24 protein-coding genes are annotated in these 20,099 nt (G+C 30.9%); all 24 read right to left on the minus strand.

What is annotated here, in order from left to right:
• Positions 1–375: 375 nt before the first annotated feature.
• The 24 genes from LEQ07_RS13130 to LEQ07_RS13245 all read right to left on the minus strand — a co-directional run bounded on the left by LEQ07_RS13130 (position 376) and on the right by LEQ07_RS13245 (position 20,092).
• Positions 376–2,196: a hypothetical protein gene (locus LEQ07_RS13130; protein ID WP_263331011.1), complete on the minus strand. Its 1,821-nt coding sequence runs from the start codon at positions 2,194–2,196 to the stop codon at positions 376–378.
• Positions 2,196–2,741: a hypothetical protein gene (locus tag LEQ07_RS13135; RefSeq protein ID WP_263331014.1), complete on the minus strand. Its 546-nt coding sequence runs from the start codon at positions 2,739–2,741 to the stop codon at positions 2,196–2,198. Before LEQ07_RS13135 ends, LEQ07_RS13130 begins: the two co-directional genes overlap by 1 nt.
• Entirely contained in the window at positions 2,734–2,964 is a 231-nt protein-coding gene (locus LEQ07_RS13140; RefSeq protein WP_263331015.1) for a hypothetical protein, read from the minus strand. The genes LEQ07_RS13135 and LEQ07_RS13140 overlap by 8 nt, the downstream gene beginning before the upstream one ends.
• A gap of 12 nt (positions 2,965–2,976) precedes the next feature.
• Positions 2,977–3,435 (minus strand): hypothetical protein, encoded by a 459-nt coding sequence (locus tag LEQ07_RS13145; RefSeq protein WP_263331016.1) that lies wholly within the window; start codon positions 3,433–3,435, stop codon positions 2,977–2,979.
• A gap of 564 nt (positions 3,436–3,999) precedes the next feature.
• Positions 4,000–4,545 carry an Ltp family lipoprotein gene (locus LEQ07_RS13150; RefSeq protein WP_263331017.1) on the minus strand — a complete coding sequence of 182 codons (546 nt, stop codon included), beginning with the start codon at positions 4,543–4,545 and terminating at the stop codon, positions 4,000–4,002.
• A 165-nt stretch (positions 4,546–4,710) separates the two neighbouring features.
• Entirely contained in the window at positions 4,711–4,875 is a 165-nt protein-coding gene (locus tag LEQ07_RS13155; RefSeq protein ID WP_263331019.1) for a hypothetical protein, read from the minus strand.
• Between the two features lie 27 nt (positions 4,876–4,902).
• The gene (locus LEQ07_RS13160; protein WP_263331020.1) at positions 4,903–5,946 is read right to left on the minus strand and encodes a hypothetical protein; all 1,044 of its coding nucleotides are present in this window, start codon (positions 5,944–5,946) and stop codon (positions 4,903–4,905) included.
• 178 nt (positions 5,947–6,124) lie between these two features.
• A complete protein-coding gene (locus LEQ07_RS13165) occupies positions 6,125–6,817 on the minus strand; it encodes an N-acetylmuramoyl-L-alanine amidase (RefSeq protein WP_263331021.1) in 693 nt (230 codons plus the stop codon).
• A gap of 2 nt (positions 6,818–6,819) precedes the next feature.
• Positions 6,820–7,107, minus strand: coding sequence for a hypothetical protein (locus LEQ07_RS13170; RefSeq protein WP_263331022.1), 288 nt, complete (start codon positions 7,105–7,107; stop codon positions 6,820–6,822).
• 37 nt (positions 7,108–7,144) lie between these two features.
• On the minus strand, positions 7,145–7,324 hold the full coding sequence (locus tag LEQ07_RS13175; RefSeq protein WP_263331023.1) for a hypothetical protein: 180 nt from the start codon (positions 7,322–7,324) through the stop codon (positions 7,145–7,147).
• Positions 7,325–7,343: 19 nt separating this feature from the next.
• Entirely contained in the window at positions 7,344–7,532 is a 189-nt protein-coding gene (locus tag LEQ07_RS13180; RefSeq protein WP_263331024.1) for a hypothetical protein, read from the minus strand.
• 32 nt (positions 7,533–7,564) lie between these two features.
• Positions 7,565–8,146, minus strand: coding sequence for a hypothetical protein (locus tag LEQ07_RS13185; protein WP_263331025.1), 582 nt, complete (start codon positions 8,144–8,146; stop codon positions 7,565–7,567).
• Positions 8,147–8,202: 56 nt separating this feature from the next.
• Positions 8,203–11,055, minus strand: a complete 2,853-nt coding sequence (locus LEQ07_RS13190; protein ID WP_263331026.1) for a hypothetical protein — start codon at positions 11,053–11,055, stop codon at positions 8,203–8,205.
• Positions 11,056–11,070: 15 nt separating this feature from the next.
• Positions 11,071–14,355: a phage tail spike protein gene (locus LEQ07_RS13195; RefSeq protein WP_263331027.1), complete on the minus strand. Its 3,285-nt coding sequence runs from the start codon at positions 14,353–14,355 to the stop codon at positions 11,071–11,073.
• Complete coding sequence (locus tag LEQ07_RS13200; RefSeq protein WP_263331028.1) at positions 14,352–14,765, minus strand: hypothetical protein; 414 nt, start codon at positions 14,763–14,765, stop codon at positions 14,352–14,354. The genes LEQ07_RS13195 and LEQ07_RS13200 overlap by 4 nt, the downstream gene beginning before the upstream one ends.
• Positions 14,765–17,365 (minus strand): phage tail tape measure protein, encoded by a 2,601-nt coding sequence (locus tag LEQ07_RS13205; RefSeq protein ID WP_263331029.1) that lies wholly within the window; start codon positions 17,363–17,365, stop codon positions 14,765–14,767. Before LEQ07_RS13205 ends, LEQ07_RS13200 begins: the two co-directional genes overlap by 1 nt.
• Positions 17,365–17,613 (minus strand): hypothetical protein, encoded by a 249-nt coding sequence (locus LEQ07_RS13210; RefSeq protein WP_150885881.1) that lies wholly within the window; start codon positions 17,611–17,613, stop codon positions 17,365–17,367. The genes LEQ07_RS13205 and LEQ07_RS13210 overlap by 1 nt, the downstream gene beginning before the upstream one ends.
• Positions 17,573–18,001: an esterase gene (locus LEQ07_RS13215; RefSeq protein ID WP_263331030.1), complete on the minus strand. Its 429-nt coding sequence runs from the start codon at positions 17,999–18,001 to the stop codon at positions 17,573–17,575. The genes LEQ07_RS13210 and LEQ07_RS13215 overlap by 41 nt, the downstream gene beginning before the upstream one ends.
• Positions 18,002–18,075: 74 nt before the next feature.
• The gene (locus LEQ07_RS13220) at positions 18,076–18,612 is read right to left on the minus strand and encodes a hypothetical protein (RefSeq protein WP_263331031.1); all 537 of its coding nucleotides are present in this window, start codon (positions 18,610–18,612) and stop codon (positions 18,076–18,078) included.
• Positions 18,612–18,950, minus strand: coding sequence for a hypothetical protein (locus LEQ07_RS13225; RefSeq protein WP_263331032.1), 339 nt, complete (start codon positions 18,948–18,950; stop codon positions 18,612–18,614). Before LEQ07_RS13225 ends, LEQ07_RS13220 begins: the two co-directional genes overlap by 1 nt.
• A gap of 8 nt (positions 18,951–18,958) precedes the next feature.
• Positions 18,959–19,303, minus strand: coding sequence for a hypothetical protein (locus tag LEQ07_RS13230; protein ID WP_263331033.1), 345 nt, complete (start codon positions 19,301–19,303; stop codon positions 18,959–18,961).
• A gap of 1 nt (position 19,304) precedes the next feature.
• A complete protein-coding gene (locus tag LEQ07_RS13235) occupies positions 19,305–19,661 on the minus strand; it encodes a hypothetical protein (protein ID WP_263331034.1) in 357 nt (118 codons plus the stop codon).
• Entirely contained in the window at positions 19,658–19,909 is a 252-nt protein-coding gene (locus LEQ07_RS13240; protein ID WP_263331035.1) for a hypothetical protein, read from the minus strand. The genes LEQ07_RS13235 and LEQ07_RS13240 overlap by 4 nt, the downstream gene beginning before the upstream one ends.
• 30 nt (positions 19,910–19,939) lie before the next feature.
• A complete protein-coding gene (locus LEQ07_RS13245) occupies positions 19,940–20,092 on the minus strand; it encodes a Rho termination factor N-terminal domain-containing protein (RefSeq protein WP_263331036.1) in 153 nt (50 codons plus the stop codon).
• Between the last annotated feature and the right edge of the window lie 7 nt (positions 20,093–20,099).

Consider the following 20,099-nt stretch of genomic DNA (forward strand, 5'->3'; position numbering starts at 1 on the left):
TAATTTATTATAGAAAACCAGGTTCAAAGAAATCTAAGGTGGAAATTACAATCCATCCAAAGATAGAATAAAACTGATATAAACAAACCGATAACCAATAATCAGTTTCTTTATATCAGTTATTTTAAGATTAATACACAGTTGATTTTTTAATATTATTTACAGATAAATTGTTTTTTATGTAAGGACATGCAACTTTTAATAGTTGTTTATCATATGCTATAACATGCGAAGCGAACATGTAGCAAGTGTAACGAAGTTAACTTAGTGGAATGTGAGTGTAGTGTTTATGTTAGCTCATAGCATCCTGGCCATAATATATGCTATTTTAAATATATGTAAAAAATATAAAGGAGAGTGTCTACTCTCCTATTTTTATGCTACATTTTCTTCCTCTATATCAACTTTTAGCTCTGGAGGTAAATTTGTTATCAATGCTTTATAACTATCATTACCCTTAATTAAATGTAGAGCTGTATATCTTTTTAAATTAAGTAGATCATCTACACAATATCCATGCACTGCAAATTCTTTATCTAGAGACTCAAAAGCTTCTTTATCTACACCCGCTATTAAAGTATAAGTTGTGTTAGCTCCTTTTAAAGATGCTCTAGCTTCTTTTGATAATCCTTCTAAATTATGAAGCGTTAATATATATTTCAACTTAAACTTAGCACTTTGCACAAATGTTTTAGTTAATATCTTTTGAGCTGTTGGAACCTGGAATACTTCATCTATAATAACAGTTACTTTTTTAGACTCTTTATGTTTACTTCCTCTTATCTTTGTAGCCAACCAAATCTTTTGAATAAAGAATGTAGTTAATACATCTATAGAAGTTTCATCGTCAAAATCTTTATCCCTCATTCTTATAATTATAACTTTGCCTTCATCCATAGCTTTAACAAAATCTATATTATCAGTAGGATCCTTACTAAACATAGCATCTATAACATCATTTTCTCTAAATAAATCTATTCTATCAATTATACCTTCTATTTTATTATCTTTAGTACCGCATAATTGTGATGGTTTATCTTTTGTTTCCTTAGTATATTCATCTAATTCTTTAAGAGCTATTACACTATCTTCTAATTTATCATATAACTCTTTACTTAACTTATTTATATATTCGTATCTAACTGTGTGTATTTGTAATATCCTTAGTATATCTTTCATACTTGAAGAGTTAAAACAAAATGCTATTCTAGCTGCAGCTCCTATATATTTTCTCATTTTAGGAGCTAACTGTTTATCATCATCATTCATTATATTTATTAGCTCTAGTAAATTGCTAGTTTTTCTTCTTGCAATCTTAGATACTTCATAAGCATCCATTTCTGGAGTTATCTTATATTCATTGTACGAAAGAGCCTGTATGCACTTATATACAGATAAGTCTATATCTATAAGTCTATCTGTAGGAGTTATTGCTCTTATTACATCTGAAAACTCTGTATTTCTTATGAAGTCTATTAATATAAGTCCTTCTCCTGCATCTATTAAATTTTTACATATATTTATACTTAATGTAGACTTTCCACTTCTACTACCTCCCATGATAACATGAGGTAGTGATTGTAAATCTTTATCATTATTAGCATAAACTTTATCTCTTTGGTCCTTATACTTAATAGGTCCTAAGTTAATTATTCCTTCTTTTAATTCTTCTGGTATAGGGTTCTCTTTAGTTTCGATATGATTTATATTCTTATGTTGGTTTATTAATTCTGATCCAGGAAGTGAAATAAAGTTTTGACATTCTTCTGTTGTAGTTTTATTTATTGCTACATGATCTATCTGTATTGAATTGATATTTATATCCTTTTTAATCTTTTTAGCAATTAATTCATTGTTATCATCTATAGACTTAAATGTATTACACATGCTTTTAGCTAATGTATTTTCTCTTTCTATTTTATTACTTTTGGCTAATACTACTATTTGAGTTTTACATATATCGCTATGAACTTTTCTTTCAGTAGATGAACTTATTTTCTTCTTTATGCCTATAGTTTTTCTTTGAGACTTTTGTACACTTGCAACTTCTTTATTATTCTTAGATTGTAAGCAACTAATAAAATCATCAATCATTCCTAATAAAAACTTCAATGCAAGAATAGCTATATCTAATAAGTTCTTATTTTTCTTTAAGTTCTCTCCATTTTTATATTTTTCTATTATATTTTTATACATTACTTTAAAGTAGTTATTTTCTCTTTCTCCCGTAGGTATAAAGTTATAATATATACCTGTTGTTTCTTCTTTTCCAATACTTCCAATATACTTAAGTTAGCTTCTAATAAATGATTATTTCTTTTATCTACAGATAAGCTAAGAGCATCATCATATTTATATTTAAGTTGATACTTAGTACAACCATTTAAATTCATAGGTATATCATCTACTTGTTTTATTTCAACGTTTCTCCATGTTTCAGCTAGTTTAGTTTTAAATCTTATATAATGAACCTTTGGTATTATAAAATAGAATTGTATATCATCTTTTGTTATATGCATATAATAGGATACTTTTACTTGAGGTGTTATAATTAACTTCTTATTTTCTACTTTTATAAACTTATTAAGTTGTAAATACATTTGATTTATCATAGTTGCAATAGAATCGGTTGAATTGTTTTTAGTTGATTTTGCAGGTATAAGTTGAACCGTTACATATTCATTTTTCTTAATCTCGAAATACTTATCTATAGAAATTGATTGAACTTTATTTTTAAACACCTAGAACCACGCTCCCTAATATTCTAATTATTATATAGATTGCTGGTGTTATCATAGCTATATTTTTACCTTTTTTACATCCCCATATATATAGAAGCAAACCTATTACCCCTGCTATAACACATACCCAGTAACTACTTAACACTATAGTTTCAGTAACACTTAATACCCACTCTTGAATTAATTCCAATGGATTTAAACTTTTAAAGAATCTTTCTAACATAATCGTACCTCCTTAAAATTTTATACCTTGGAACATACTGAATAACTGAGGGTATATAGATATAAATACATAACCTAGTAAATACATTAAACCTGCATTTATTGAATGTTTCATATTACCACCATTTATAAGAGTTGTTATCATATCTTTTATTCCCATTCCTAAACAACCCCACTTAGCAAACGACATTAACATATTTAATATTTGGTTACCTACTCTATCTAAACTACTTTCAAATCCACTAGCATATATAACAATATCAAAATGCAACATTATAGCTGTCATTATTATTAATCTAGCATAAACTTTTTTATTCCTTTTTATATGATCCAATATTTTATTAGCTATACTTACATCTTCATTACTAAAACTAACTTCTTTAACCAACTCAACTTTTTTAAATTCTCTAACTTTTACAACCTTTTCACATATCATTTCTGTAACTGTATTTCCGTTTACCAATATTTTCATAGTATAATCCCCCTTAATTTTCTAAATACTAATTATATAATCTTTTATCTTGGAGGTTAATCTTATGATACCATCTTATCTTATGTGGTTTGGTGCCGCAGCATTAATAGACATTGTTCAGAAATCAATTTTCTAAAAGGAATTTAAATATTTTTATCGAAATACTTAGAGAATTATATTTTTATAATTCACTTAGCTTTGAGCTCCTACGGACTGCCATCCTGGGGGCTCTTTTAATTTACTTGCTTTCATTCATAAGCTTAAACATGTGCATTTTTATAAATCCACTTGGACCTACTCCTTTAGAATTTTTTTATCCATTCGTAAAGCTCTACTTCATCTACATCTAAACTTTTAAATGAAACATTGATTCTTAAATCTTCCCTTAATTCACTCTTAGCTCTTGAATTACCCATTTTGATGCTCCTTTCTTTGTTGGTATACTCCATCCTATGTTGATGGGAGCATAAACTTGCCTGTCCTTATAAAATTTTTCAAAATAAAAAAGCATCTACTAATGTAGACGCTCTTCTCTCGGATTTTTATATTTTATTTAGTGTTCTATTACTCTAAATTATCTATAGCATACTGAGCTTCTTCTTCTGTAAATTTTTCCCCATGCTCTGATGTTAATTGATCATAAACTCTACTTGGAGACATTGACTGTTGTTGTTGATATGACTGAGCTTTTTTCAATGCATTTCCTTTCCAATCGGCTTCTACATTATCTATAGCATATTGAGCAGCCTCTTGTGAAAACTTCTCTCCATACTCTGATGTTAACTGATCATATAGTCTAGCCTTAGACATACTCTGAGTATCACTATAAATTTTTGCTTTTTTTAATGCAGACTTATATTCTGTTGGAACTTTTTCTTCTGTTGAAGCAACCGCTTCTGTTTTTTCATCCTGGCTGATTTCCTGTTTATTTGCAGTATCCGAATTTGAATTATCTGAACCCAAACCATTTATTATTCCAACTATTACAAAAAATGCTACTACGATAAACCAACCCCTTTTATAAATCGGTTTCTTGTTTTTTGCTCCACAACTTGGACAAGATTTAGCATTTGACGCTATCTCATTTGAACAAGTTTTACATTTTATCATTTTGCCATATATATTCCTCCAATTGTATATTTTGTATCTTCAAAATTATTATATATTATAGTTCATGTCAAAATTTGTAAAAATTTGGCATTTTTATATTTTTCAATATATATATATTTAAACATAAAAAAATAAGGAGTACTCGTTGGCTTGAGTACTCCTTATTTATTTTGTTATCTTCTTCTTTATTAATTTTGAATTTTTCAAACTTACTCTTTCTATATATGTTTTTAGATTATTTGAAAATTTAGGAAGTGTGCTTTTCGTACATTTATAAATTTTTAAAAGCTGCTTTGTATAAAACAACCTCAATTTTAAGTATACTTTCATAGAACAAACCTCCTTTCAAATTATTTATTAATCTTCTTCCGTTGCAACTGCTAATAATTTATAATCTTGTTTAGCTAATAGTTTTTTCACGTCTTCTGATTTACTTAATGTTTTTTCATTTATTCTGATATCTGGACTCGCAGTTAATAGAATGTTCGATTGTTTCATAAGTATTACTAAAGTTTCATTAGCTATTTCTTTAGGTTCACTTACATCCATTCCCATAGATTCCATTTCTTTTAATATGTTAAAATGATCTTTAAATAAATCTGTACTCTCTACTAAATTTTTCTTTTTACCTTCTCTTGTTAAATTTCTTACACCTATATCATGAACAGTTCCTATAATTTTTTCAACTAACTTTAAAATAGACGCATTCCCTGCAAACTTAGCGAATAAGCTTCCAGTTTCAACCCTAGCTATAACTAATTCTTCTTTTATATTAGCAATTTCACATAACTTATCATAAATAACATATACAGGATCAACTACTTTAGAATAAGTATCTTTAGATATTCCATGATTTAAAAGTTGTATTTCTAATCCTTCGCCTTCGAATTCATTACAAAGTTTATTATTTATAGATTTAATGTAATTTACGGTATATTTAAATTTATTAAAAGTTGATACCGTTAACCTAATAGCGTCCATGCTTTCGCAGTATTTGTCAACTCTGTCGTTATCGTCTCTATATTTTTTATACTCATGTATAGTTTTATATGACTTTTTTAAGGACATTACCATTTCGTCTGTTTCTTTGCTTAACAATTCATCTCCGATAATATTTATTTTTCCTAATGTCGCACCGAATTCTAAGAAATCAATACAAATTAATTTTTCTCTTAAAATATTAAAATAGTTTACTGTATCAGCTGCTAACTTGTTTGCACTTGACGTTGGAGAAGAACTTCTTGCCTGGTCGATTAGCCCTAAATATCCAAATTTAAAACATTTTTCTATCCAATCTTTTTCCAAATCTAAAATTTCATTGAAATCTGCAATAATATCTTCCAGTTTATTTAGTTCTTCATATTGTTCATCTAAATTTCTTACAAAATCATTAAATAACATTCCTACCTCTTTCTTTATATCCAAAGAAAGTTATGATATAATAATCATAATAATTCTATGAATATAACTTGTTTATTGTTAAAGAACCTGTGCGCCAACACCAAGGTTCTTTTTTATTTTACATTTTTTACCAAATATTTTCAATAGTAATAAGTATTACTAGAAATAACCCTTAGTTCTATCTAGGTATTAAATAAGCATCTTTAAATCCTTTTTCTTTTGCTTCTTTCAATGCTTCTTCTGCATATGCTCTAACTTTAAAAGCTCCTATACACACAGCTAACATATCACTATCATTATTAGCAGGAGGAATTGAGCTATCTTTATATGCTATTCCTAGTGTTTTTAATATTCCTTTAGCATATGCACGACCAAATTCCCTTTGTTCATCTATAGTGTCAGCTATTTGCATATCTTTAGCATTATCTATAAATACACCTTCGCATATTACAGCTGGACATTTTGTTTGTCTTATAAATCCAAAGTAATCCCTACCATCAGAATTCAATTTAGTTTTGCAACCTCTTGAGTTTTGCCCTAGAGCAACTACGAATGGTTCTATATTTTGAGCTAACACTTTTGATGTTCCACCTATTTTTGAATAGAATACTTCAAATCCATCCCCGCCACCACTGTTGTTATGACAATCAATTGCTAAATCTGGATTATAAGCGTTACATTCACTTATCTCTTGTGATAAGGCATCATTCTCGTTTTTATATCTTGACATAAGAACTTGAACTCCATGTCTTTCTAATTCTGCTCTGCATGCTTGTGCCATAACTAAGTTCATATCAGCCTCTTTAAAACTTCCACTTACTGCTCCTGGATCTGTTCCTCCGTGACCTACTCCTATAAATACTTTACTCATAATTAAACACCAACCTTTTCTAATATTTTATCTACTTTACCTTCTGTTCTTTCAGCAACACCTTCTACATTCTCAACTCTTACAGTTAAACTAGCTATTGTTTCAGCATAAGTTTTTGAAGTATTTGTAAAGGTCTCAACTGACTTCCTAAAAAGTTCTCTATCTTCTTTCTGATTTTCTAAACTAATCTTTCTTTCTTCTGACCTTTCTTTCATGAAAGTTGTAAATAAATATCCACCTACAAGTCCTATAACTCCATATCCCGCAAATTCTGCAACTAATTGTTCCATATATTCCTCCTATGTTTTATTTAAATAAAAAGAAGTACTATTTAAGTACTTCTTTTTCGTCTACTATTAGGTTTTCATAACCTCTGTCTTTAAGCATTTGGTCAACTTCACCTTGGTATTTGCTCCAATAAGAATCGGGAATAACCACCCAGTATGGCAATCCTCCATTATCGTATCCTTTTATTATTTGGTCTGCTAAATATTTTGCACTACTCATATTCTGTATCCTCCTGTGTTTATATATTTTGTGACATATTTTGAATTACTAACTCATTTAATAACTCTTGAGTTGCGTTCATTGCTTCTTTTAAATCAGTATTTTCACTTCCTAGTCTTTGCATTTCATTTGCTATTGGTGAAAATACATGAGGGCAATTCTTTGCTAAAAGATCTATTGCTTCCTCTAAAGTCATAGTATTATTCATAAAACCATCTCCTTTTTATATAAAAATAACACCTACATTTGAGGTGCTTCTAATCTATCTAATCTTAATTTTGTATCTAATGTATTAAGTGCGACTGTAAAGTTAGCTACATTAGTTTTATATACTTGGTCTTGTAACTGTTTAATCTGATTCGATAACTCTTTTACAAAGTTAGGTAAACTAGATGTTATCTTCCAACTTGCATAAGGTGCTATTGCTCCACTGTTAAATAAAATCATAGTTTCATTGTCGTAAGAACTTGGATATATTGGATTTATTTCATATTTCAAAGGTGTAATATTTTTATATAATAAAGTAATGTTATTGTTTTGTAACCATTTTTTAAACCCTGCCAAATCTTGAGTTTCCAACTTAGACTTAGATATGTATATTGCGAACAAGTTTTTATTAGTATGTGGTCTAATACCTTCTTCACTTCCTTGGTCGTTACCATTTAAAGTTTTAAATTTATTACATAAAACCGAAAGAGAACCATAATTTGTATTTATATCAAACCTAAGTAAATCGGTGTTAACGGGTGGGTACGCATTATTTTGAACTATATTTGTTTCACTTCCATTATAGGTAACTTCTACTATATTGCTTTCAAGCACGTTATTAATACTATCAATAACATCACAATTATTTTCATTGATACCTCTTAACTCCGTTACGGGTTTCCATGTATTATCTGTATCTTTAAATAAAATTGTTTTTTATCTTCTTTTGCAAAATTAGGGTTATCAAGATTACCTATTTGATTTAAAATCATATTGTAGCTATTTAAAGGTTGGTTTGTAGCTAGTTCAAAATCAGCAAATACCAACCTAATACCATAACAATTATTAGGAATTGTTATGGACTCAAATGTATTTACCGCCATCTTTGCAACCAATACGTTGTTCTTATCGTAATAATACGAAGATACGTTTTTACCTTGCCTAAAACCCCTAGAACCTATTGACTTATAATTAACCATCATATTAGGAACAACTTTTATTATGTTTTTTGTAGCAACATTGTAAATATTATCTTGAGGAATCAAAGTGCCATTATCACCGTTTACTGTTCCTCTTATAAATTCCCCATCAAATAAGTTTCCATCATTAACACTTAAAACTTCTATTCCATTACCATTACCAACACTTGCGATTCCTTCAAAGTAAGCATTAGGTATACTGTTTCTTTTATCACCTTCTAATATTATAATGTTATCAACCGTAGCTTTATCCGGTGAATAATCATCCGTTTGTTGGTATATAGCTATATCCTTTGCTTGTTTGTCAAAAAACCAAATAGATTTTCCGGTTGTATTAGCATGTTGAACAAGTGGATATGAAACAATTCCGTTAATACCTGTTATTGAAATAGCAATCCCTTTAGACGTTGTATTCTTTATAGTATCCACAACTATTGTAAATCCGTTTAATATGCCATTATTAGAAAATAAAGAAACAATTCTACTCTCAAAAGATGTAGTTTTTATTTTAGATTTATTAACTAAACTCTTACCATATATCTTTAAATCCACAACTCCATTTTGAGTGTCTTTGCAAACTAAATAACCTTTGTCAGTTTCATATGCAAAGTCCTGGCTTTCCTTTAATCCTTGAATATCTGCAATCGTATTGTTAATTTTGCTTATTTCATCCATATTGGCTTGTACTGTACTTGCTAAAGACTTACTAACAGTAGCCTTTACAGTTGCATCCACATCACCCGATATAGTGTATATATGAGTTTTATTTGCAAATGAATTAAGCTTAATTTGCTCGCTTCGAGGTAATACTATTTTTTGAGGCGTAGCTACGGGATACTTAAACAGTATTCCAGATTTTTCTAGATACTTACCTATCTTGTCATACACCAAATTGCCTTCGTAAGCGTCTATTGTAGATTTATTTATGAATACCCATATTGAGTGACCCTCGGATGCACTATTAATATAAAAATGCTCTGTATCAGATACATAATCATATAAAAAAGGCAACTTATTGCAAAAGCCTTCTCTTATTGCACCGAAAGGAGTATTAACTCTTATATAAAATCTATACGTGTTAGTCAATGGAGTTGACGCATGAATAATGTAGTCATTTTTACTGTAATCATGGGTATATTTATCCACACACCAAGCATTTTTTTTCTCATCCCAATACAACCTATCCCACTTCTCTAATTGACAAGGTAGTTTTATATCGCATCTAGTTTCTTCATATGGAGTGTATGGAGTTGCAACAGTTCCTTCTTGGAGTTTGACTTCCCCTAAAGTAGTAGAACTTGTAACAGATACTCTAATGTAAACAATATTAGAATCTAAATTAATTACAGTAGAATTATTAGTGTTTGCAGATAATGATTTTATAAAATTCTTTTTATTATCATAGCAACATATTGTAAAAACCTTAGTTTTGTCCATTGAAGAAAATACCATACTTTTAATTGAACCAATTTTTATATAGCTATCACTAGCACATCTTGACGAATACTCCTTAATCACGCCCGTATTCCAATCTAAATCACCTAATTTAAAATTATTAGGCAATAAATTTTCACCACATGATAAAATACTCATTTTAAATGTTCCATCACCATTAGGAATACAGCTTGATCTTATGTTTGATAAGTTAGTTACATCTTGTACGGTATTTCCAAGCAACTCTAAATATGAAACTAGCCCACCTACCGTATCATTAAATGATAAATAAGTTCCTTCTTTGGTTTCTTCTATAACTTTTCCTTTTTTTAAGTCACTTTCTAGTCTAAGTTTTAAGGTGTCATGCTCTACCCCATCCATATCACGTCTAGATTCCTTAACTTCTAAATCTTTAGTTCCACTAGCAATAGCGGAATCAACGTCAGCTATCTTCATGTCAACTTTAGAAGTCATTGTATTAGTAGAGGCATTAACTTGAGTTTTCATATTAGCTATTTCAGTATCTACTTTGTTAATCATTCCAACCTTGAAGCTTTCAACTTCTTCTATTTTACTATATGCCTTACTTGTAGCTATATCAGCATCATTAGCTGACCTATAAGCATTATCAATAGCATCTGTTATATCTGTAATCATTGAGTTAGCTTTGTTAAGTGCTGAATTAGCTTTATTTGATGCTTCATTCGTACTATTTATTAACTGTATAAGTATAGGATAATTAGTTTCTGCTTCTATACCATTTCCAGTAGTTAACCCTTGCCATATATCATACATAACAGGCGGTGATTGAGCTACTCCCCCATCTGCTCTATTAACTAATACTTCAAGCCTATTAGTTCCAACTACCAAAGAATTTGAAGGAAATACTATATCAATTATTCCACTTTTAGCATCTACTAATCTACCTAATCCATTTATCTCGGGAGAATCTTTAGTTTCAAACCTACAAGTAATACTTCCGCCAGTGAAATCATCAGATCCACCAGTAACAAGTTTGCATCTTAAAGTATTATTTGTACTCAAATTACCCTGGTTAAAATAAATTATATCTTTATATAACCAAGGTTTCGTAAAGTCTATTGTAAACATCACATCACTTCCTTTCTAGATTTCAATAATAGATTTAATTTCATCATTTTCTATATTTATTTCATTACTTTCTTGAACCATATATTGAGATTTAGCTATTGAAGTGTATGCATCTGGCTTTTCTATTAACTTAGCAACTACTTCATATGTGAAAGAGAAATTATCTACATTTGTTTCAATTTCAAAATAATATGTATTTTTTTCGATAATTCGATAATCTCCCCAACTCATTTTTGATATATTTAAATGGTAATTTGATTCTATATTTTCTGCAAAAATTTGAGGTAGTTCAACTATTAATTTCTTATTATCACTAGAAATAATTTGATTATCTCTACATGCTAGTCTAATATCTCCGTTTGTCATACTTGTAATAGCATAAGATTCATTTATTTCCTTAAATCTAAAAGACATAGTTCTTAAAAATGAAGTTTGAGGTTGCAAAGCATATGTCATGTTAACATTTTCTAATTTATGACCATGAAAATTCCAAGATGCCCAATTATGCACATACCCCTTATTAATTTGACTACCATCTTCTTCAATATCAATTATATTTCTATTTATAGTGCCTTCTCTAATTCCTAACTTTAAAGAATTATCTCCCATTACACAGAAATTATTTGCAGTAGAATTGTATATCAAATGAGGGAACTCACTGCTAGAATTAAATTCTACATTTCCGTAATCCATTTTGATTCCAGATTTAAATTTAGCTATCTGCTTAAAAAATGCACTCCTAACAAACCATGTTCCTATCTCTGGATATTCTTGGATATTAGCATGTGGAACAATAATTATTGCGGTATCTGATTTCCATGCATTTTCATCTACACTACTACTTGTGCCTATGGATATATAATCACCATTACCATAAGTAGATAAAGTTGCTCCATTCCAAGATGTACTTCCAAGTGAGGATGACTTAATAAAAGCTACCATTTCTGCTGGGTCCCAATATGTATAAAAATTCAAACCACCATCTTTAACTCTTAAAGTTCTTAATCCTTGAGAATTTAAAAAATCAATAGCTTCATGAGTAAATTTAGACATTGATCCATTATCATGTTTTATTTCAATTCCTTCGCCATCTATAGTAGTAGTATTTGAATATATTTCTTCTCGGTGTGGACTCCAAGGTGTACATATATTACCAGTTTGTACTTTAAACTGATTAACATACACAGTATGAGGGCCGCCAGCTTGCGTATAAAATATAAAAGTGCCAAATCTAGGTATAGGAGGTACTATAACCTCTAAAGTGCTCCAACCATCACCATTTCCAATTGTAAACACTTCAGTTTTAACGCCCTCTATACCCACCATTACATTAACAGGTCTTGAAGCGTTAGCAATAACCCTTATAGCCAAGCCGTGAGTACAATCCATATCTCTTTGGAACAAACCTTGATTTTCATCGGTAAACTCAAGTCTAGCCGTATCTCCATTTCCAAAGTTTCCATCATGATATATAAACTTTTCAAAAGAACCATTCCAGTTCCAATACTTCCATCCATTAAGGAAAGACGTATTTCTAAGCATGTTAGGCTCGGTATTATTGAAAAATCTATATTCAAATCCATCTAATGTACTATTGAAGGCCGATTGAGTAACAACACCTTCTTCCCTTCCATCGACAAGAAGTTTAAATGATGTTGGCATCATAGTTAAACGCCCAAAACTATCTATATCAAAAGTACGCTTTCCGTTACCATCAGTGCAACTTAAGTTTTTAGTATCTATCCAATGACCTTTAAACATACCCGCTTCCATATAGTCAGCCGTAATGGATTGGGCAACAGCGTGACCAATAGCAATCTCGCTAAAATAATTGTTCATATCTTCTATTTTAGGCAACGCAACCTCTACTTGATTAGAGAATCCCGTACGCCTATTATGGCTATTCATGGCACAAACCTTAAAATACCAAGTTTCATCTGGATTAGCTTTAAACAAGAATGAACTTGATTGACCTGCATGTATTAAATCTTGGAAATTAGGAGTAAAATCCTTAGTCCTTGAAGCATATAATTCGTATGTATAATAAAGCTTGTTTTCAAAAGTCCAACTTAATTCAACTGAACCCATACCATAAACCTTTGGTGTTAAAACGGGAGTATTTGGAAGTGTATCAGGCATATTTTCAACGTTTCCATCTTGTCCAGGTGGTCCTTGTTCTCCATCTTTACCATTTTGTCCATCTTTACCTGGAGGACCTTTCTCCCCACTACTTCCGCCTATAACATCACCTAGAGTTGTTCTAGGCTCTCCTAATTCCATGCTTTCATATCGTTCTTTTACGAAGTCATATTTATATTTAATAACTTTTGCTTTAGTATCTACATTAAACCTTTTATCTATTATTCTAACAGTGTCACATAAGCTTATTTTATCTTGTATTCCTTCATATCCTACACACTTACTAAGAGGTATAAACTTAATAGTATAATTAGATTTTGGAATATCTCTTTTATTAATCTTAAATTCATCCTCACATAACTTATTAAGCTTATCAACAGTTGGAACTTCACCATCTTTAAATTTGTCAGAGTAATCACGTCTACCCTCTATATTTATATAAGGGTGTGCAAAATTATCTATGTAAGGACTATCTATCCAGTTACTTTTAACTATAGTTTCTTTTCCACCCTCGGGAGTATATTTAGCAAAACCACCAACTCTAGTTTCGAGATCTGTTAAATCTCTTTCAAGTACAAAGTCAGTTAAGTTTTTACCAAATTCAATAGTAACCTCATTGTCATGGCCACGCTTATTAAGTACATGAATATTAGTTCCATCTCTTAATATTTCAGCACCTGTACCGTAAGTGTCTATAATACTTCCTTCTTTTCCAGCTATAGCATTAAGTATATTAATATTATCTATCTTATAATTTTGAGCGTTAATAATGTCAGAATATCCTCGATAATGAGTTGAAAAGTGTGAGTTTCTAAATAAAGTATTTAAAGCATATTCACAACTAGCATTTTCTAAGTTTACATTTTCAACGTGATCATTAGCTAAGTCAAAACTTTCATGCCTTGCAAATACCAATATAACATTCTTCATAAGTCGTTTGGTATCATATATCCTAAACTTCTGCAAACCTTGTTCTTCATTTGGTTTAGCTTCTATCATATTTTCTTCAACTAATAAATCTGATAAAGGATATCCAACTGGATAATCTATTGTAAATTCAAATATTCCGTTTCTTTCTTCCTCTACATATCCGCTATCTATAATATCAACTAGCTCACCAAGCTTTATTTTACCAGTTTTGTCGTATAGTATAGGTATCACTTAACCACCTCCATACAGCTAAACTTAAAACTTACATCAAATATTCCCTTAAGTCTTTCTTCCATAGAGATTCCACCAACTACGATAGCTTCATATTCAGTTTTATCGTTACTAAACTTTAAAGGTTTATACTTAACTTCGCCAACAAGCCAATCATTAAATTTATCAGACATCACATTAGGCTCAACTCCATCGCAAATCAGATAACCTTTTACATTTACATCTTTACTTTTTCTTCTCTTATTATCAACTAATAAATCCCCATCACGTCCCATAACTGGAAGTAATTCAAAATCATTCTCGAAAGGTTTTAAGTTATCAGCTTCAAAAGCAAAATTAAAAAAAGTGCTAGAAGTAGCACCATATATAAAACTATCTAATTCAGTTATATTTTTATACCATTGTACCACTATCTATCACCTCCTAAAGCAAATCTTTCTCGCTTGATTTTATAAATAACCTGGTCTAAAACTTGTTCTGCAATTTCCTTAGGACTATCACTTGTTTTATTCTCAAACTTATCAATCTTAACTTCTACATTTATATTTGGATTATTAGTTTTCTTAGATTTACTACTATTATTTGAGTCAATATTCAAGTTAATAGCACTTGGTATTTGAGAACTAACATAAGAAGCTATGTCATTACTTCTGACCATATCGTAAGCTTGGGCATACATATTGGTGTCAATAGGCATAGCAAAACTTTGTGGCATAGCCATAAGATTCATAAACGGACTTGGTGAAATACTTCTAGCTTTAGAAGCATTTTTAACACTATTTATTTGATTCAAAGCAGCTTGGACACCATGTACTTTTATTTGAACATTTCCAGTAATAGTCCCACTTAAAGCACTTCTAATCCTATTCCAATCAGATATAACTTGACTTGCCATTTTAGAAGTTGAGCGAGTTACACCATTGTATAAATCACTAAAATGTTGTTTACCTTGACTTGCAAGTTTACTAAAACTTGTATTCATACCATTGTAAATATCACTACCAGCTTGTCTCATTGATTGTACTGACTTTTGCATATTAGACTGAACATCTTTAGGAATTTTACCACTTTCATCCATTACGACTTTAGAAGTATTTTTCATTTCCTTACCTACTCCATCAGCGCCCTTTTTAGCATTGTCAGTCATATCCTTAGCCATTTTATCCGTATTAGTTTTAGCCTTATCAGAAGCTTCTTTAGTTTCTTTATCAACACTATTTTTCTGTTGAGATAACTCTCTAGTTGTTTTCATAGTTATATTATCCCAAGCATTTTTGTTTATTTCCTCTACTCCTTTGTTGTATCTACTAAACGCATCTTTAACAGTAGCACCGCCAGGCCCATCTATCATTGCAGCTAATACATCAAATCCAAGCTTACCAACATTTATCATATTATCTATGGTTAGATTCCATATACCAGCGATGAACTCACAAACACCACCTATAACAGTTCCAAAACCTCCAAATTTATCTTGCAACCATCCTAAAGCTTGCTCACTTTCTCCTATTTTAGCTATTACACCAAATAAGGCAAATATAAGTCCTCCAGTTAAAAAGCTAGATAAAAGTCCTCCAGCTCCTAAAAGTCCTCCTAAAGCACCGGTTGTTCCAGTGGCTGCTCCAGTTGCTCCAGCTAAAGCACCACTTGTCCCAGCAGCAGCTCCGCCAGCTAATCCAAACATGCCAGCCAATCCACTTAAAGCTCCACCAATAGTCGTTACCGCACTTATCAAGCTACCAAATATCATAAGCAATGGTCCTATAACAGCAGCCATTAATCCAGCCTTTACAATAAAGTCTTGCGTAGAAGGTTCTAATCCTTGGAACTTCTCTATTAAACCTTGAAGCCAACTAACAAAATCTTGAATATAAGGTATTAATATTCCTCCTATTTGTATACCAACTTCAATTAAATTATTTTTAAGTATAAGTAACTTAGAAGCAGTTGTTTCGTATCTTTGATTAGCTTCATTAGTAAGAGCAGTATTTTCTTCCCAAGCTTGTATTCCAATTCCTATCGCTTCACTAAATACATCACTAGCACCAGCAGCTCTTAAAAGTGCATCTCTCATACGAACTTCGCTTATACCCATTCCGTCAAGTATTCCTATTGCTGACTCTCCTCGTTCTTCTGCACTTCCTAATCCTTCAATGAATTTCATTATTGCCCCAGATGCATCAGTTTCAAAAGCTTTTTTAAAATCAGATGCACTCATTCCTGCAACCTTTGCAAATTGATTAAGCTTTTTACCTCCTTTTTCTGTGGCTAGTTGCATATCAACCATAACTTTTGAGAAAGCACTTCCTCCTGCTTCCGCTTCTATCCCAACAGAACTTAAAGCTGCGGCAAAGGACATTATTTGTGGCTCAGTCATTCCGACTTGACTCCCAGCTCCAGCTAATCTTAACCCCATAGCAGTAATTTCAGATTCAGTCGTTGCCATATTATTTCCAAGCGCAACTATCGTACTTCCAAGTCTATCGAAATCATTCTGACTCATGCCAGTAATATTGGCTAATCTTGCTAAACTTGTAGCAGCTTCTTCTGCACTCATATTAGTACTATCACCAAGCATAACCATAGTTTTAGTAAATCCAAGTATAGAAGGAGTTTTAATACCTAGCTGTCCAGCCGCTTCTGCAACTCCAGCTATTTCAGTAGCGGCGGTAGGCATTTCCTTTGCCATATCCCTTATACCACTTTCAAGCTTTCTCATATCAGATTCAGAAGCATCAACTGTTTTTCTAACACCAGCGAAAGCACTTTCAAAGTCAATTGCACTTTTAGCTGCAGCACCCGCCATACCAGCAAGTGGCAAAGTAACTCCCAACGTCATTTTACGACCAGTGCTTTGCATAGTGCTACCAAGTGCTTTAAATCTAGTAGAAGTGTCTAAAGTCTTATCATTAAATGTCCTTAAACCACTTTGAATTTCAGTCATTCCTCTAGTAAATTTATTGGCATCAATATCTATATAAGCTATGGCTGTACCTAGATTCATACTCATTAATTATCACAGCCTTTCATTTTAAGTTGTTCAGCTAAATTAAACGCTTGACTTCTACACTCTTCAACAGTCATTGCATCTTCATTAAATTCAGCTTCATTCCCTTGTTCATATTCGTTTAAAATATACATACAAGCTTCATCAAAACAAAAGGCTACATAATCATCGTCTAAGCCTATAATTTCAGAAGGAAGTCTATTAAATTTTTTACTCTGATTTATTACTCTCAGTACATTTCTGCTTGTCACGAAAAGATTTTAATGCTTGAGCACCACCTTGCATGTAATTTAATATTTCAACAAGTTGGTCTTCTGTTAACTCTATATCATTTTCTTTGAACCATGAATAAGTAGGAGTAACTAAAGTATTTTCTGCAATAGTTTGCATTAAAGAAGCTAAATCTTTTAAACTTTTAGCATTTTCCATAGCTTCATTAGCCGCTCCACCTATACCACCTTTAAACATTGCCATAGCCGCACTTAAAAGTGTATTAGGTATCTTATTTGTAGTTATTAAATTCATTAAATTCGGTCTTTTAACCTCAACTACACATGGAGTCCCATCGTTAAAACTTGGCAACTCTACTACTTCTGTTCTTTTCATTTGTTTTAATATTTCTAAACTTGTAACTTGCATATATATTCCTCACTTTCTTTATAAAAAAATAGACTAGAGAATAAATTAATCTCTAGCCTTTATTATTTAGATTTTTAAAGAGTAACTTCTGGAAGTGTTTTTACTAAATCTAAATCATACACTTGTGTTCCTCCAGCAGGTCTTGACTTAACTGTGAATTCAGAAGCCGAGAACTCATTGCCTTTGTATGCAAACTTAACTAAATCACCTACACAATTTGTATAAGTAGTTTTTATGTACTCACCAGTATGTCCATTTTCTGCATAAACCTTAGTGTAAACACATATTTCGTCTATTGTAGCAGGCTTTAAAGCTCCTACATTTGGACCTTTATAATTAAGTCCTTTAGATTCAGTTCCAGGAGTTAAAACTCCACCTTGAAGCTTCTTCATAACTTCTGGTCTTATAGCATTATCTTTAAATTTTAAGTTATATCCCTTAACTATCGTTGGAGCTTCATCACTTGCGATTAATTCTCCATTTATTATAAGTTCTGTTTTATCACCTTCTACTACTTCTGGATCTGCTTCGTATTCATCGGCAGTAGTTATTTGGTATCCATCCAACGTAACCATTGCAATATCTTTCGTTGGTAAAAATGGTTTATCCATTATAACACCCTCTCTCTATTATTTTGGTAACTTAATATAGTCATATAAGCTTGTTTATCATCCTCAACTATTATTGGATATGGAACAAGGTTGTCTTTTAAGCTCAATCCATTCATCGATGTTCTAACATTGTCTATATAATCAATAAACTCAGTGTATTTGCCTAAAGGATAATATAAAAATAACTCCACTTCTTCTTCAAGCATTATTTTACTTAAAGCACGCGGAGTATTATTCTTAATAACTATATATGGGTTTTCACAAATTCCTTTATGTTGACCTATACTGTAACAATCAAACTTATTTGCTTTTAAATGTTTGTAGATTAATTTAAACATATTAACCCCTACTTAAATATTCTATCTAATCCTCTAACCGCTTTAGGACCTACTGCATCAATAGTCGGTTTAAGAATCCTGTATCTACCTTCATTACACATTTCAAGATATATACCATAGTTAACACCATGACTTATACTACATCTAATTGAAGTACCCAGGTTTTGACTTTCACCTGTTAATCTATTTCTAGCACTAGAACTCCTATCACTCCAAGGTCTATTAGTTTTCGCATAAGCTTCCATATCTTTTGCCACACTATCACCGTACAATGCCAAAGCAGCAATAGTTTTAGCTTGTTTTTCTAACATATTTTTAGCTATATTACTCATATCTAGTTTAAAACCACTCATTTTAGCACCTCCTAACTAACATATCAAAGTAAATATTCATTTTGTTCTTATTACCTTTATCAACTACCTCAAATTTCTCACCATCTAATTCAAAATAGTCCCCTTCTTCAATTAAGCAACTAACTTGATCATACACTACCATTAGAAAGTTTTGCTTTTGTCTTTTAACTTCACCACTATTAGTAGCTATTTGACTTATCATATTACTTCCATCATGCCAGAAACCTGTAATTTCGCATACAACCTGTGAAACTCCCGGCTCTCCAAATTCATTTGTAGTAGCTCTTAAGATAGTAACTTTGGTTGGAAACTTGTTTATAACTTTCAAAATCTTAGGTTTTATCTTATTTTCTATCATAATACAAAGCTCCTTTTTTTAGGCTTATATTGTCTAGCTAAACTAAGCCAATATTCACGATTATTAGCTAATTGTAAACCACCTGGTAAACTTATAGAGTCATCTTCTGCCTTTAGTTTAAAACATTCATATGCTGTTTTATTTAAGTCAAAATTATTTTTTTTAAAATAGAAAACTAATTCTTCATCAGTAAAAAAAGGAGAACTTTCTTCTCTTAATATAATCTTTAAACTTAATATTTCTTCCATAATTATCACCTACAAAAAAGAGATTAGGCTTTAACCTAATCTCTCTATTAATTCAGCTTTTTTCATAGAAGAATAACCTTCTATTCCTCTTTCTTCAGCTAACTTTTTAAGTTCATCTACAGTCATAGAGTCTAAATCCATTTTTTCACTATTTGCATCTTCTTCAATTGATAGCTCAGTCATTTCTACC

It is taken from the genome of Paraclostridium sp. AKS73 (assembly GCF_025671395.1).
Taxonomy (GTDB): domain Bacteria; phylum Bacillota; class Clostridia; order Peptostreptococcales; family Peptostreptococcaceae; genus Paraclostridium; species Paraclostridium benzoelyticum.